The 15,154-nt window shown below is 72.0% G+C and carries 14 protein-coding genes; 9 read left to right on the top strand and 5 right to left on the bottom strand.

Annotated features, from left to right (window positions below):
- Positions 1–1,314, bottom strand: coding sequence for a Glu-tRNA(Gln) amidotransferase subunit GatD (gatD, locus tag NO889_RS05215; RefSeq protein WP_256411211.1), 1,314 nt, complete (start codon positions 1,312–1,314; stop codon positions 1–3).
- A 78-nt stretch (positions 1,315–1,392) separates the two neighbouring features.
- Positions 1,393–1,992 carry an NUDIX hydrolase gene (locus tag NO889_RS05210; protein ID WP_256411210.1) on the bottom strand — a complete coding sequence of 200 codons (600 nt, stop codon included), beginning with the start codon at positions 1,990–1,992 and terminating at the stop codon, positions 1,393–1,395.
- A 155-nt stretch (positions 1,993–2,147) separates the two neighbouring features.
- Here NO889_RS05210 and proS point away from each other — a divergent pair, with 155 nt between their 5' ends.
- The 3 genes from proS to NO889_RS05195 all read left to right on the top strand — a co-directional run bounded on the left by proS (position 2,148) and on the right by NO889_RS05195 (position 6,180).
- Entirely contained in the window at positions 2,148–3,665 is a 1,518-nt protein-coding gene (proS, locus tag NO889_RS05205) for a proline--tRNA ligase (protein ID WP_256411209.1), read from the top strand.
- 148 nt (positions 3,666–3,813) lie between these two features.
- Positions 3,814–4,908, top strand: coding sequence for a DUF7096 domain-containing protein (locus NO889_RS05200; protein WP_256411208.1), 1,095 nt, complete (start codon positions 3,814–3,816; stop codon positions 4,906–4,908).
- An 81-nt stretch (positions 4,909–4,989) separates the two neighbouring features.
- Positions 4,990–6,180 carry a DUF7345 domain-containing protein gene (locus tag NO889_RS05195; RefSeq protein ID WP_256411207.1) on the top strand — a complete coding sequence of 397 codons (1,191 nt, stop codon included), beginning with the start codon at positions 4,990–4,992 and terminating at the stop codon, positions 6,178–6,180.
- On the opposite strand, the gene NO889_RS05190 is transcribed toward NO889_RS05195, so the two are convergent.
- Positions 6,177–7,493 (bottom strand): NAD(P)/FAD-dependent oxidoreductase, encoded by a 1,317-nt coding sequence (locus NO889_RS05190; protein ID WP_256411206.1) that lies wholly within the window; start codon positions 7,491–7,493, stop codon positions 6,177–6,179. The genes NO889_RS05195 and NO889_RS05190 overlap by 4 nt on opposite strands.
- 129 nt (positions 7,494–7,622) lie before the next feature.
- On the opposite strand from NO889_RS05190, the gene NO889_RS05185 reads away from it, so the two are divergent.
- Positions 7,623–8,849, top strand: coding sequence for a threonine synthase (locus NO889_RS05185; RefSeq protein ID WP_256411204.1), 1,227 nt, complete (start codon positions 7,623–7,625; stop codon positions 8,847–8,849).
- A 65-nt stretch (positions 8,850–8,914) separates the two neighbouring features.
- Here NO889_RS05185 and NO889_RS05180 read toward each other — a convergent pair whose 3' ends face one another.
- Positions 8,915–10,012: a PGF-CTERM-anchored ABC transporter substrate-binding protein gene (locus tag NO889_RS05180; RefSeq protein WP_256411203.1), complete on the bottom strand. Its 1,098-nt coding sequence runs from the start codon at positions 10,010–10,012 to the stop codon at positions 8,915–8,917.
- A gap of 62 nt (positions 10,013–10,074) precedes the next feature.
- On the opposite strand from NO889_RS05180, the gene btuC reads away from it, so the two are divergent.
- From btuC to NO889_RS05165, 3 genes are all read left to right on the top strand, one after another.
- The gene (btuC, locus tag NO889_RS05175) at positions 10,075–11,217 is read left to right on the top strand and encodes a vitamin B12 ABC transporter permease BtuC (RefSeq protein WP_256411202.1); all 1,143 of its coding nucleotides are present in this window, start codon (positions 10,075–10,077) and stop codon (positions 11,215–11,217) included.
- A 71-nt stretch (positions 11,218–11,288) separates the two neighbouring features.
- Entirely contained in the window at positions 11,289–12,428 is a 1,140-nt protein-coding gene (locus NO889_RS05170; protein WP_379787391.1) for an ATP-binding cassette domain-containing protein, read from the top strand.
- A gap of 65 nt (positions 12,429–12,493) precedes the next feature.
- Entirely contained in the window at positions 12,494–13,483 is a 990-nt protein-coding gene (locus tag NO889_RS05165; RefSeq protein WP_256411200.1) for a class I SAM-dependent methyltransferase, read from the top strand.
- 48 nt (positions 13,484–13,531) lie between these two features.
- On the opposite strand, the gene NO889_RS05160 is transcribed toward NO889_RS05165, so the two are convergent.
- Positions 13,532–13,945: an EamA family transporter gene (locus NO889_RS05160; RefSeq protein ID WP_256411199.1), complete on the bottom strand. Its 414-nt coding sequence runs from the start codon at positions 13,943–13,945 to the stop codon at positions 13,532–13,534.
- 194 nt (positions 13,946–14,139) lie between these two features.
- Here NO889_RS05160 and NO889_RS05155 point away from each other — a divergent pair, with 194 nt between their 5' ends.
- Both NO889_RS05155 and NO889_RS05150 read left to right on the top strand, forming a co-directional pair.
- Positions 14,140–14,361, top strand: a complete 222-nt coding sequence (locus NO889_RS05155) for a hypothetical protein (protein ID WP_256411198.1) — start codon at positions 14,140–14,142, stop codon at positions 14,359–14,361.
- Positions 14,348–14,737, top strand: coding sequence for a peptide ABC transporter ATP-binding protein (locus NO889_RS05150; protein WP_256411197.1), 390 nt, complete (start codon positions 14,348–14,350; stop codon positions 14,735–14,737). The genes NO889_RS05155 and NO889_RS05150 overlap by 14 nt, the downstream gene beginning before the upstream one ends.
- Positions 14,738–15,154: the final 417 nt, after the last annotated feature.

Below are 15,154 nucleotides of genomic sequence, written 5' to 3'. Positions count from 1 at the left end.
TCACCGCCAGGGCCGCGACTCCTCGGTGAGTTCGCCCGCGAGGTCGCGGCGCATGGCCGCCGCGGGGTCGTCGAGGTTCGCGAGCGCCCACATGAGCTTCACCTTCGCGGTGCCGGGAAGGGTGTCGCCCGCCTCGATCACGCCGGCGTCGAGGAGGTCCCGGCCGGTGTCGTAGACGCGGTCGCACACCCGGCCCTCGAGACACTGGCTCGTCATGACGACGACCGTCCCGTCCGCGACGAGCGACTCGACCCGCGGGATGAGGTCGGTGTGGACGTGGCCGAGCCCGGTCCCCTCGATCACGACGCCGGCTTTCCCCGCCAGGTAGTCCCACGCCGCGGGGTCCATCCCCGGCGTGAACTTGACGAGCTCGACGGCCGGCTCGAAGTCGGCCGCGATGGCGGGGTCTGCCCCCGTCCTCTCGTCCGCTTCACCCTCCCCGTCACCCCGCGGGACGGGGTCGCGGTTCCAGGCGATCGCCTCCTCGGCGACGTCGCCGTCGGCTCCCGCCTCGGTGGCGGCCTCGTAGTCGACGAGCCCGAGCGGCTCCGCGCCCACCGTCTCGAAGGCGTCGCGCCGGGAGGTGTGGTTCTTCCGGACGCGGGTGCCGCGGTGGAGCGCGCAGACGTCGTCGGAGGGGCTCGCGTGCATACACACCAGCGTCTCGGCGTGGTCCGCCTTCGCGGCCTCCACGGCGCAGACGGCGTTCATCACGTTGTCCGAGGAGGGGCGGTCCGCGGAGCGCTGGCTCCCCGTGAACACGACCGGGACGGGGACGTCGAGCGTGAACGCGAGCGCCGAGGCGGAGTACTGCATCGTGTCGGTTCCGTGCATCACGACGACGCCGTCGACCCCGGCTTCGACCTCCTCGCGGACCGCCTCGGCGAGGTCCCGCCAGATCCGCGGCTCCATGTTCTCCGAGAGGATGTTGGCGACGACGCGGCCGCGATAGTTCGCGCGGCCCGCCAGGTCGGGGACCGCCCGCAACACGTCCTCGGCGTCGAACCGGGCCGTGACCGCGCCCGTGCGGTAGTCGACGGTCGAGGCGATGGTTCCGCCGGTGGAGATGAGCGCCACCGTCGGGAGGTCGTCGTCGAAGGTGATCTCGCTCGCCTCGCCCGCGGCGTCGCCGGCGTCGTCGACGTCGCGCGCGCCCGACTCCAGCACCTCCACGTCGGCCGCCTCGCGGTCGATACCGACGTTGTACCCGCCGTCGAGCTTGACGACGAGGTGGTCGCGCGTCGTCGAGGGCAACAGGATGCCCTCGTTCGTAACGTCCCCGCGGTCGACGCGGACGCGATCTCCGGGTTGCATGCCCTCCGGTTCCGGGTCGGCGGACTTGAATCCAGCCGTTCGCGGTCGGGCCGACCGGAGCGTCCCGTCCTCTCCCGCTCAGATCGGGAAGTCGGCTTCGGGGCCGACGACGCGGTCGGGGTCGGGCGGCGCGCGCCAGTCCGTGGTGCGCTCGAGCAGCTGGACGACCATCCGACCCGTCACGCCCCAGACGGTGTAGCCGTCGACGTGGAAGTAGTGGACGCGGTGGTCCCCGTACTCCGGGTGACCGATCCGCCGTTCCGACTCGTAGTTCGCGGGGTCCGTGAGGTCCGCGACCGAGAGAACGGCGACTTCGGCGACCTCCGACTCGTCGGGGACGTACTCCCGGTCGGGCGCGACCCCGACGAAGGGCCGGACCGCGTAGGCGCTGCTGGTCCGCGTGTCGTCGATGCGGCCGACGACGTCGACCTCGTCGGGACGCATGCCGACCTCCTCTCTCGCCTCGCGGAGCGCGGTGTCGGTGAGGGTTCGGTCGACCGGCTCGCGGCCGCCGCCGGGGAAGCTCATCTGGCCGGGGTGCTCCCCGAGGTGTTCGGCACGCTTCGTGAACAGCAGGTGGGCGTCCCCGTCGCGTTCGATCACCGGGGCCAGTACGGCCGCCTCGCGACGGCCCGCGAGCGACCGTGACGCGTGACGGCGGATCCCCGACAGGTCCATGCCGGAGCGTAGGGCCTACGGGGGAGTTAACCTTTCTCCGATCCGGTCGCCGGCGAGCGGGATCGGCCGACCGCGGCGACCGGGAGGGTCGTCCCGCCCCGCATCCGCACGCGCCTTCGGACCTTTTAAGCCTGCGACCCGCCCTGTGAGGAACAATGAGCGACGACGACCAGGAGCTCGGCATCACCGAGTCAAAGTCACACAACACCGGCGAGTGGTACGCCGAGGTCGTGCGGAAGGCGGGGTTGGCCGACTACGGCCCCGAGGGCATGAGCGGCTTCATCGTCACGCGGCCGCGAGCGTACGCAGTCTGGGAGCGGCTCCAGGGGTTCCTCGACGCGAAGTTCAAGGACACCGGGGTCCGGAACGCCTACTTCCCGATGTTCATCCCCGAGTCCTACCTCGAACGCGAGAAGGACATCGTCGAGGGGTTCGACCCCGAGGTGGCGTGGGTGACCGAGGCGGGTACGAAGGAGCTCGAGGAGCGGCTCGCGGTGCGACCGACCTCCGAGTCGATCATCACGCCGTACATCAGCCAGTGGGTGCGGAGCCACCGCGACCTCCCGCTGCGGGTGAACCAGTGGTGTTCGGTCGTCCGGTGGGAGGCGACCGAGACGAAGCCGTTCTTCCGGACGAAGGAGTTCCTCTGGCAGGAGGGCCACACCGCCCACGCGACGAGCGAGGACGCCTGGAACGAGACGATGACGCGGCTCGACCAGTACGAGTCCGTCTACGAGGACTTCCTCGCGATCCCGGTCCTCAAGGGCCAGAAGCCCGATCACGACGCGTTCCCCGGCGCGGACACGACGACGACCGTCGAGGCGCTCATGCCCGACGGGAAGTCCGTCCAGGGCGCGACCTCCCACCACCTCGGACAGTCGTTCGCGGAGGCGTTCGACATCACCTTCTCCGACGCCGAGGAGGACGAGCGTACGGCCCACACGACCTCGTGGGGGCTCTCCTGGCGCGCGCTCGGCGCGCTGATCATGACCCACTCGGACGAACAGGGGCTCGTGCTCCCGCCGACGGTTGCGCCGACCCAGGTCGTCGTCGTCCCCATCTGGCAGGAGGACACGAAAGACGACGTGCTCGCGTACGCCGAGGGCGTCGCCGACGACCTCGAGGCGGCGGGGATCCGCGTCGAACTCGACGACCGCGACGAGCGCAACCCCGGATTCAAGTTCAACGAACACGAGCTCAACGGCGTTCCCCTTCGGATCGAGATCGGCCCCTACGAGGTCGAAGACGACGAACTGACGCTGAACCACCGTCCCGACGGCGAAGAGCGCGTCGAGGACCGCGAGGGCGTCGCCGAGACCGTCCGCGACCACCTCGATACGGTGTACGCGAAGCTGTACGCGGCCGCCGAGGACACCCTCGACGGCGAGGTTCGGGAGGCGGACGACCGCGCCGGGATCCTCGGCACGCTCGGCCAGCACGGCGGCTACGTGAAGACGCCGTGGTGCGGCGACGAGGCCTGCGAGGAACCGATCAAGGAGCCGATGGCCGCGGAGATCGTCATGGTCCCCTTCGAGAACGACGACCCGCTCGTCGGCGACGGCGTCGACGACGACCTCGACGACGGCAGCGACGGCGGCGCGGGCCACGGGGAGACGTGCGCGATCTGTGGCGGCCCGGCCGAGCGGACGGCGTACTTCGCGAAGTCGTACTGAGCAGGCCGCCTCGGTTTCCGCTCGACGTCCACGCGAGCCGGCAGCTCAACCGACACGACGCCGTCATCCGGTTTAATCGGGCTTGATCGGGCTTGATCCGGAACGAAGGGTGCGGGTGTATTTAGGCGTCGGTCGCCGATCGGAAGGTATGACTCGACGGATCACGTTGCTCGTCGCAGCCCTGGCGGTCGCGGGGCTGATCGCGATGGTCCCGCTCGGAGCCGCGGTGACCGGCGAGCCCGGTGCGCCGCCCGCGATCGGCGACGGCGCGGGTGCCGGCGACGGCGCGGGTGCCGGCGAGGGAACCGACGAGGTCGCACAGGTCGGATCGGAGAACGCCACGAACGACACGAGCGCCACGAACGCCTCCGGCGGATCCACCGCGGACGACCTCAGCCCCGGCGAACGGCTCTCCGGCGTCGTCGGCGTCCAGGGGGCCGAGGTCGACGGCGAGGTGTCCTCGCGGTCCTTCGAGATCCGGCTCGCGGAGGCGGAGACCGACGAGGAGCGCGCGGCCGTGATCGCGGCGCAGCTCGAGCGGAACGAGGAGCAGCTTACGGAGCTGCGAGAGCGGAGACGGGATCTTCGAGAACGCCGGGAGGCGGGGAACGTGAGTTCCGGCGCGTACGCCGCCCGAACGGCGACGATCGGGGCGCACGTGGCGACGGTGAATCGGACGACGAACCGGAGCGCCGCGGTCGCGGCGGGCCTGCCCGAGGAGACGCTCGTCGAGCGGGGCGTCGACGCCGACCGGATCCGGACCCTGCGTGAGAGCGCGAGCGAACTGAGCGGTCCCGAGACCGCCGCCATCGCCCGAGAGATAGGTGGAAACCGGACCGGCGCGCCGATGGGTCCCGACCGCCGCGGTCCGCCCGGATCCGGGGTCGGCGCTCCGGGCGGTCCCGGCAGTGACGGTCCGGACGGCGGCGGTCCGATCGACGACCTCCCCGAAGGCGGTCCTTCGGGAACTGACGCCTCCGAGCCCGGAGCCAACGCCTCCGGACCGCGGAACGGGTCCGCCGCCGACGGCTCGACACGCGATGAACCGGACCACGACGGGACGGGCACCGGGGGGAACGTCACCGACGGGAACGGCGACGACGAGCCGGGCGGCGACGGAACGTCCGGGAGCGACGGCGACGACGATGACGCCGGGAGCGGTTCCGGTTCGGACTCCGGGGCCGATCCGGGCTCGGGTGCGGGGGACGGACCGAGCGGCGGCGACCGGAGCGGTGGCCCGTAGCGTGCTCGCGTCGGTGCCGGACGACCGGAGCCGACCACGGACATGAGAAGCGATTTAGCCCGACCCCGCGTCGTGTCGGCCGTGCAGCGAACGACGGCGCTCTCGACGCTCGACTGGCGTCTCGTCAGTCCTCTCCTCGTCGTCGGTCTCCTCGTCGGCGGCCTGCTCGTCTGCGCGTCCGGCGGCGCCGCGGGGGTCGCCGGGGACCCCTTCGCCCAACAGGAGGAGATCGACCCCGACGACGTGTTGATCACCGTCGACGTCGACGCCGACGGCGACGCGGTCTGGACGATCGAGTACCGGGTCCGGCTCTCGACGAGCGACGAGGAACGGGCCTTCGAGGAGTTCCGGACCGACCTCGAAGCGAATCCCGACGCCTACTCCGATCGGTTCCGGGGGCGAATGGAGACGACGGTAAACGAGTCCTCGTCGGCCACGGGCCGAGAGATGAGCGTCTCGAACGTGTCGGTGACTGCGGAGCGTCGGGAGATCCCCCAGGAGTACGGGGTCGTCACCTACCGGTTCCGCTGGGGCGGGTTTGCGACCGTCGAGGACGGACGGATCGCTGCCGGCGACGCGGTCGACGGCATGTTCCTCGACGAGGAGAGCTCGCTCATCGTCTCGTGGCCGGACTCCCACGACCTGGAGTCGGCCTCGCCCGAACCCGCGGAGACGCGAGACGGATCGGTCGTCTGGGTCGGCCCGGTCGACTTCGCCGGGGGCGAGCCGCGCATCGCGGCGGGTCCCGACTCCGTGGTGGACTCGGTCCCGAGCGGGCTCCCGATCCTCGTCGCGGTCGGTCTCCTCGTCGTCCTCGGTGGAATCGCGGCGTACTCCCGACGCGATCGGGAGTCGTCGTCCGCGGCGGCGGAGGCGACGCCGGTCGAGTCGGAGACCGTCGGGACTGCCGCGGCCGACGAACCCCCGGCGGAGGCGGTCGCGGACGACGCTCCCGGCGAACCCGAGGACACCGACGAACCCGACACCGACGACTCGATCGACGCGGACGCGCCGCCGGTCGACGCGGAGCTTCTGAGCAACGAGGAGCAGGTGCTCCGGCTCCTCGAGCGCGAGGGAGGTCGGATGAAACAGAAGCGGGTCGCCGAGGAGCTCGACTGGACGGCCGCCAAGACGAGCCAGGTGGTGACCGGGCTCCGCGACGAGGGCGAGTTGGAGGGGTTCCGGCTGGGTCGCGAGAACGTGCTCACGCTGCCGGACGAGGACTCGGGCGACGGCACGGACGAGCCCGTGGACGACCAGCCGGGCGACTAGAGGTACTCGCTCGCCGTCTCCGCCGCGGCCCGCCCGCTTTCTAACGCGCCCTGGATCGACGACCACTCGGTGTACTCGCCCGCGAGCACCACCGATCCCTCGGGATCGTCCGGGTCTGGAAGGGTCGCGTGGACGCCCGGCGGCTGGGCGAACTGCGCGAAGGGGATCCGATCGACGGCGACGGTCTCGAGGCTCTCGAATCCGCGCTCGGGGTACCACGCCGAGAGCGCCTCTCGGGTGCTCTCACGGAGGTCGTCGGCGTCGCGCTCCAGCGCCGCCTCGCCGAGGAACGTCGCCGCGAGCAGCGGGCGGTTCCGGGGCGCGTACTCGGTTGCGACCTCCGAGATCGGCACGACCGCGTTCGGCGACCCGCCGGCCGCGTTGAGAAGGATCCGCCGCCCGGTCGCGAACGACGACCGCTCGGGGAGCGCGAACCACGCGGTGACGTTGGGGACGCCGGACTCGGGGATCGACCCGACGCCGGTCAGCCGCCGGGCCTCGGGCGGCGTGGTCGCGACGACGACGCACTCCGCGTCGAGCGTTTCACCGTCAGCGAGTTCGACGCGCGCGCCGTCGGCGGTCCCCCCGGCTCCGAGCCGGAACCGCCCGCCGGAGCCGACGTCGATCGCCTCGACGTCCTCGCCGGTGCGGACCTCGACGCCGGCGTCCCTGGCGCGCTCGGCCAGCTGGTCGGGGATCGCCGCCATCCCCCCGGCGGGGATCGCGATCGTCCCGCGGCTCATCGCGCGGAAGGTGTACTCGAAGACGGCCTTCGAGGTCGACAGCGACCGGTCGAGCGTGATCCCGCCGTAGAAGGGCTCGACGAAGTTCGCGACGTAGTCGCTCGAGAAGCCCCAGTCCGCGAGGTAGTCGCGTATCGACGCGTCGGGACCGTCGTCCGCGAAGAACTCGTCGTTCGCGCGCTTCGAGAGGTCGTACCGGAGCGCGAGCGTTCGGAGCTTATCGGAGAAGGGGACCTCGCGGTTGAGCGCGGACTCGATCGCGGCGGTCGGCTCGCGGAGCGGGTCCGAGAGGACGGCCCGCGATCCCGGCCGACAGATCGTCGCGCCGGGCGAGAACCGCCGGAGATCGAGCGCGTCCGTGTCGAGCTCGCGCGCCACGGCCGGGTAGCTCGTGAACAGCACCTGAAACCCCCGGTCGAGCGTGAAGCCCTCGACCTCGCGGGAGCGAACCCGGCCGCCGACGCGCGGCCGGCGTTCGAGGAGCGTCACGTCCGCGCCCGCCTCCGCGATCCGGGCCGCCGAGACGAGCCCGGCGAGTCCGCCGCCGACGACGATGGCTTCTGCGTCCATACGTTCGGCATCGGGCCGGCGGGTAATAAGCGGCCGCGCGACGGAGCGAACGCCACGTCCCGTGCCGGTGACCGTTTGCCGGCCGCTCGGGAAGCGAAGCGATTAGTCGGGCCCGCCGCAAGGTCGCGTATGGAGACGACGGAGACGTTCCGCGGGCTGGAGAGTCGCGCGTCCGGTCGGGTGTACGAGACGGCGGACCCGGCGGAGCTCCCGGACGAGACGGGCCGCGTCGAGGCGACCTACGACTACGAGTCGGTCGATCCCGACGCGCCGTTCGGGGCGCACGCGGCCTCGGTCGGCGGGGACGACTCCGGCCGGACCCCCGCGCCGGGCCACTGGCGGTTCGACGCGCTCCTGCCGTTTCCCGCCTCCGCCGCGCTCTCGGGGAGCGAGGGATCGACGCCGCTCGTCCCGACCGATCGGCTGGCCGAGGAACTCGACGTCGAATCCGTCTACGTCAAAGACGAGGGGCGGAACCCGACGGGGACCGTCCTCGACCGGGGGCTCTCCGTCGCGCTCACGGCGGTCGCGGGAGTCGCGGGCGACCGTGACGTCGAGCCGCTCGCGTGCGCGAGCCCCGGCAACGCCGGGCAGTCGATGGCGGCGTACGCCGGGCGTGCGGGCCTGCGCTCGTACGCGTTCGTCCCCTCGCGCTGCGCGTTCTCGAACAAGGCGATGACGAACGTCCACGGCGGCGACATGCGAGTCGTGGGGGGTCGCTACCCCGACGCGGCCGCCGCCGTCGACGACCAGCTGGAGACCGAGTACACCGACCTGAACGAGTTCGCGACCCCCTACCGCCACGAGGGGGTGAAGACGGTCGCGTTCGAGCTCGTCGACGACCTCGGCGGCGCGCCCGACGTCGTCGTCGTCCCGACCGGCACCGGCGAGGTGCTCGCGGGCGTGTACAAGGGCTTCGCCGAGCTCGCGCGGATCGGCGCGATCGACGCGCCTCCCCGGCTGGTCGCGGCCCAGGCGAGCGGTTGTGCCCCGATCGCGGCCGCGCTCGACCGCGGGCTCGACGAGCCGGAGCCGTGGTCGACGCCCGACACCATCTGTGGCGAACTGGAGATCCCCGATCCCGCGGGCGGCCGCGCGGCCCTGGAGGCGATCGAGGAGAGCGGCGGGACCGCGGTGACCGTCGACGACGAGGACGTCCTCGCGAGCGCGGTCGCCGTCGCCCAGAACGAGGTGATCGAGATGGGTGCGGCCGGCGGGGCCGCGCCCGCCGGCGCGTGGGGACTCGCGGAGGACGGGTACTTCGACGGCGAGGAGACGGTCGTCCTCCTCAACACCGACGCCGGACTCAAGACGCCCGACGTGTTGCGGAGCCACCTGATGGGACAGGGGATCTGAGGCGATCGAGAGGCGCGGCTCCGCGAACCGATCCCCGTCTACGGCCGCCGACGAGTCACGGCGATCTACGGCCGCCGACGAGTCGTGCCGACGGCGAGCGTCGCGAGTACGGCGAGGACCGCGGCGACGACGCCGAAGCCGGGAACGCCGTCGTCGGTCTCCGCCGATCCGTCGTCGGCGTCGGCGGTCCCGTTCCCGTCATCGCTCTCCTGTGCCGCGTTGTACTCCTCGACGGCGTCCGCGATCGTCGTGGTCGCCTCGATCACGCTGCGCGGTGCAGGCTGGTTCAGCCACTGGACCTCCACCACGACCGTGTTCCCCTCCCGTCCGGCGGTCGTGCTCGCGTACGGCTCCTCGTTCACGATCGGCGCGTCGGGGCCGTTGACGAGGATGAGTTCGGGGTCCATCTCGAGGACGACCTCCGCCGAGAGCTGCGGGTACCCCTCGTGGTCGGCGGCGGCGACGTTCTCGACCCCGCCGATCGTCATGAGCTCGTCGATGAAGGTGTCCCCGGCGGCGACGTACCCGCTCCCCAGCGGGTAGAGCGCGGCCGGGCGGTCGATGTCCGCGGTCCGGTCGCGGGTCTCCTCGACCGCGGCGTTCATCTCCGCGTTGGTCTCGGCGGCGGCCTCGCACTCGCCGACCAGCCGGCCGGCGGTCGTCGTCTTCCCGGCGATGTCCTCGACGTCGGTCGCCTCCGGGAAGTGATACACCGTGATCCCGGCGTTCCGGAGCGGCTCCACGTCGTCGGCGGAGGCGTTCGGAGCCAACACCAGGTCCGGATCGGTTCCGACGACCTTCTCGGTGTCGACGCCGAGTCCCTCCGCGGAGACGTTCGTTCTCTCTCCGGCCCCGTCGAGGTACGCCGCGTACTGGGTCACGCCGACGACGCGGTCGCGCGCGCCGATCTCCCACAGCGTCTGTGCGGCCGACGGATTCGTCGTCGTGATCCGCTCCGGCGGCTCCTCGAGGGTGATCTCCTCTCCCGTCGCGTCGGTCACGGTGAGCGGGAACGAACACTCGTCGGAGCCGTCCGTCTGGCGAACCTCCGGGGCGTCTCCGATCCCGCTCGTCGGCTGTGCGCCCGCCGCTCCGCCCGCGACGCCGCCCACGAGGGCCGTCGTCACGAGCAGGGCGACCGCGACCGCGAAGCTGTCTCGCATCGGTGTATCGACGCGCCCGGTTCAATAAGTATTTACCTACTACAAGTTTTGTTGCCTATCGAATGCGAGTCCGGCGTCGGGCCACGGCGTGGTCGACCGCGCTAGCGGCCGTACTGGCGGTCGTCGTCGTCGTCAGCGCCGGGATCGGGCCGGTCCAGATCCCGCCCGCGGAGGTGACGAAGATCGTCTTGAACGCGGCGGTCGTGCCCGCGGGCGTGGAGTTCGGCGCGACGGGCGCGGGCCCGCTTGCGCTGCCCGGCGTCGAGTTCGCCTACCGGTCGCCGTTCGCCTTTCCCGTCGACGACGTCCATCGGCGGATCGTGTTGCTCGTCAGGCTTCCGCGGATCCTGCTCGCGGCGCTCGTGGGATTCTCGCTCGCGGCCGCGGGCACCGTGATGCAGGGCTTCTTCCGAAATCCGATGGCCGACCCGTCGATCATCGGCGTCTCCTCGGGCGCGGCGGTCGGCGCGGTGGCGTTCATCGTCTTCCCGACCGCGCTGTCGACGACGCTGACGCTCCCGCTTCTCGGCGCGGTCGACGTCGGCGTCTCCTACGGGACCGGCGTGAGCCTGTTCGCGTTCGTCGGCGCGCTGATCGCGGCGTTCGGCGTGTACGCCATCGCGACGCGACACGGCCGGACGCCGGTCGCGACGCTGCTCTTGGCGGGCGTCGCCGTCCAGACGTTCCTCGGCGCGGTCATCTCGTACCTCCAGTTACAGGCCGGCGAGTCGCTCCGGCGGATCGTCGCGTGGCTGATGGGGCACCTCTCCGGGGCCGCCTGGAGCGAGGTCGGGGTCACCGCGCTCGTCGTCCCGCCGCTCTTCGCGGTGCTTCTGGCGTACTCCCGCGATCTCAACGTCCTGCTGCTGGGCGAGGAGGAGGCTCGCGGGGTCGGGATCGACGTCGAGCGCACGAAGCGGATACTGCTCGCGACGAGCGCGCTGATCACGGCCGCGGGGGTCGCGTTCGCGGGGATAATCGGGTTCGTCGGGCTGATCGTCCCGCACATGCTCCGGCTCGTCGTCGGTCCCGACCACCGCGTGCTGCTCCCGACCGCCGCGCTCTCGGGCGGGGCCTTCCTCGTCGCCGCCGACACGGCCGCCCGCTCCGGCTCCGCGGAGCTCCCGGTCGGCGTCGTCACCGCCGCCGTCGGCGCGCCCTTCTTCGTCTACCTGCTGATGAACCGCGAGGTGTACGAGCTGTGAGCGGGGACGCCGCCTCCGCCGACGCCGCCGGTCGTTTCCCCTCAGGCGACCCGCCCGTCGCCGTCCGTGACCTGGCCGTCTCGTTCGGCGATCTCGAGGCGGTCTCCGGCGTCGATCTGACCGTCGAGCCGGGGACGCTCGTCGCCCTCGTCGGCCCGAACGGCGCGGGGAAGACGACCGTTCTTCGGGCGATGACGGGAGCGATCGAGCCCGACGACGGGACGGTTCGCCTCGACGGCGACGCCACGTCGGGACTCTCCGCCCGCGAGGTCGCCCGCCGCGTGGCGAGCGTGCCACAGGAGACGGGGCTCTCCTTCGACTTCCGGGTGCGCCACGTCGTCGAGATGGGGCGAACCCCGTACCTCGGGCGGTTCGACGGCCACGGCGCCGAGGACGCGGCCGCGGTCGACGAGGCGATGGCCGCCGCCGGCGTCGAGCGGTTCGCCGACCGGTCGATAACCGAGGTGTCGGGCGGCGAGCGCCAGCGCGTCCTCCTCGCGCGGGCGCTCGCCCAGGAGACGCCGACGCTGCTGCTCGACGAGCCGACCGCGAGCCTCGACGTCAACCACGCCGTGGCGACGATGGAGCTCGTCCGCGACATCGCGGACGACGGCCGCGCCGCGGTCGCGGCGATCCACGACCTCGACATGGCGGCCCGCTACTGCGACCGGATCGTCGTCCTCGCCGGCGGCCGGGTCCGCGCCGACGGTCCGCCCGCGGACGTGCTCGACGCCGAGGCGGTCCGCGACGCGTTCGACGCGGAGGCGTTCGTCGGCCGCAATCTGGCGACCGGGACGCCCGCGGTCACCGCCTTCCCGCGGTCGGACGCCGATCCCCGCCGAGTCCACGTCGTCGGCACGGGCCCGGACGCGGCGCGGGTCGTGGCGCGGCTCGCGGCCGCCGGCCACGCGGTCTCGCTCGGCGTCGTTCCCGAGGGCGACGCGGCCGCCGTCGCCGCCGCGAATGCGGGAGCGGGCGCGCGGGTCGTGACCGTCCCGCCCTTCGCCGGGGTCACCGACGAGCCGCTGGCGGCGGCGCGCGAACTGGCCGCGAGCGCCGACGTCACGGTCGTGGTCGGCGGGAACGGGACCGACCGCGACCGGACGGACGCCCGCGGTCGGATCGCGGACGCGGCGGAGCGCGTCGTGACGGTCCCCGACGACGTCGACGGCGAGGACCTGCTGGCCGCGGTGGCGGACGCCACGGCGTAGTCCCTCCGCCGCGTCCGCCCTCGCGAAGCGTCACGCTTTATCCGACTGGCCTCCTCCGTCCGGCAATGAGCGTCCCCTGCGTCGCCGTCGAGCGCGAGCGCGGCGAGGCCGTCCGCGCGCGGCTCGCCGACGCCGACCTCCTCGACGGCGACCACGAGATCGCCGTCGACGACGGGACCATCTACGTCCCCGTGGTCGACCCGTCGGCCGTCCCCGCCGACCTCGCCGACCGGATCGTCGAGCGCGATGCGGCCGAGCGTGACCGGCCGCGGACGCCCGCGGACCTGCTCGGCTACGAGCCGTCGCTGGAGCGGCTCGGCGACATCGTCATCCTCGACGAGGACGACGACGAGCGCACCCGCGAGATCGCCGACGCCGTGATGGCCTCCGACCTCCCCTGCGCGACCGTCCTCAACCGCGCGTCGCCGATCGAGGGGGAGCTTCGCGTCCGCGCGTGGGACGTGCTCGCGGGAAACGGCACCGAGACGGTCCACCGCGAGTACGGCCACGAGTTCGCGCTCGACGTCGCCGAGGTGTACTTCTCCCCGCGGCTCGCCACCGAGCGCCACCGGGTGATCGAGCGGGTCGACCCCGGCGAGTCGGTCGTCGACATGTTCGCGGGCGTCGGCCCGTACGCGGTCCCGATGGCGACTCGCGGCGCGGACGTCGTCGCCTGCGACCTCAACGAGACGGCGATCGCGTACCTCGAGGAGAACGCCGAGCGCAACGGGGTGACCGACCGGGTGACCGCGGTCGCCGGCGACGTCCGGGAGACGACCGCGGCGTACGCCGAGTCGGCCGACCGCCTCGTGATGAACCTCCCGCACTCCGCCGACGCGTTTCTCGACACCGCCGTGTCGCTCGCGGGCGACGACTGCGTGGTCCACTACTACGACATCCAACACGAGGACGACCCGTTCGGCCCCGGCGAGCGGGCGATCCGCGCGGCCGCGGGCGACGCCTACGACGTCGCCGTCGAGACCGAGCGTGTCGTCCGGTCGTACGCGCCCCACGAGTACAACGTCTGTCTCGACGTCCGGCTGACCCGGACGTGAGGGCGGTCCGGGGTTCGGGCCGGCGACGTCCGGCGAGACAAAGGCCGATCAGTACGCGATCAGCGCGACCGCGACGACGGCCGCGGCGATCCCCGCCAGGTCGCTGATCTCCGGCGCGTTGCCGAAGACGAGGAAGCCGAGCGCCGCGGCGACGACGAAGTACATCGCCGTGATCGTCGTCGCGATCCCCGCGGAGCCGACCTGGAGTGCCGCGTAGTAGGCGACCGCCCCGACGCCGGAGGCGACGCCGGCGAGCCCCGCGAACCAGAGCGCGGTCGGGTCGTTGCCCAGGAACGCCGTCCCGCGATACCAGACGTAGACTCCGGCGACGGCGATGGCGACCGAGTAGGAGACTATCATCGCGACTTCGGGTGGCATCGACCGGGTCGCCACGTCGGCGAACAGCGCCCAGAATCCCCACGCGATCGCGCCCACCAGCGCGAGGACGACGACCTGGTTCATCGATTCACGGCCCCCCGGCCGTCGTCCGCGGGACGTTCCTGTCGTCGTGTGCGGTGCTCGATCGTGGCGGGCGTGAGACGCATACGTCGTCTGGTGCGGGAGCGATAAAAAACGAACCGTGATCGGGCCCGTCCGTCACGTGAAATTTCAAAAATCTATAATTATATGTCGATCGAGCACGTACCTTCGATCTCATGAGCGACGCAGAAGACCCCGAAGAACGGATCGACGAGACGACGAGCTGGCCGGATCTGGCGATCGGGCTGTACGACCGCCTCACCGGCCGAAACGCGGAGATAATCTACGAGTTCGACGACATGACCGTCGACGTCCCGAGCGGTACCGGAGACGACGTCGAGCACGCCAGCTGGCGGCTCGACGGCACCGTTCGGGTCACGACCCGTGAACGGGAGTGACGCGTCGGCCCCGCTCTCGATCACCACCGACGACCTCAGCCTCGCGATCGACGGCGTCCGGATGGAGGTCCGGGCGACCGGCGACCGCGTCTTCGTGGAGGTACCGACGGCGTTGGCGGCGCTCCGGCTAGCCCGTCGCCTTCCGAACGGGCTGGAGACGACCGGCCCGACGCGGTTTCTGCTCGCGACCGGTCTCACGACCGAGATCCGCGTCCGGGGGCGGACCGTCCTCGTGCTCGGGTCGACCGCGCGCCCCGGTCCGCTCGCGCGTCGGCTCGGCGTCGCCCCCGCGGAGGTCCGCCTCGCGGGTCTCGTCGGTGCCGGCTGGAGCGGCCTGTCGGCCGCGGTCGACGCGGTCCGGCGGCTGCTCGGATGAGGAAACGATCGGTTCGGCGTCGGGTTCCGATCCGCGTGGAGAACGCCGTCGACCCCGAGCGGCGGTCGGGGCGGACGGCTACGGCCCGTCACATGACGAGAGTCCGCGGCCGTGGACCGTCGGGGCCAGAGGCGACCTCGCGCTTGGCACGTCGAAGACGTGGATCACACGTCGACCGCGGTCGTTGCTGACAGCCGATGACCGGTCGCCGGCGACTCGTGGGGACTAGCCGGTGGCGCGCGGCGCCACGCTTGCCGACACGGTCGTCGCCGCCCGATACGGGCTCCGATCGGGCAGACACCGTCGAGGGACCGAACCCCGCCGCCGTCGAGGCGGCCGATGTCTTTCGGCATCCGATGGAAGTCCAACCGAGTATTTATGCTTTTTCCTTATACAGATACCAAGATATGGAGTTCT

The sequence above is a fragment of the Halorubrum rubrum genome, assembly GCF_024494685.1.
Taxonomy (GTDB): Archaea; Halobacteriota; Halobacteria; order Halobacteriales; family Haloferacaceae; genus Halorubrum; species Halorubrum rubrum.
Note: the sequence above shows the minus strand (reverse complement) of the source record. Positions and strands in the feature narration are given on the sequence as shown.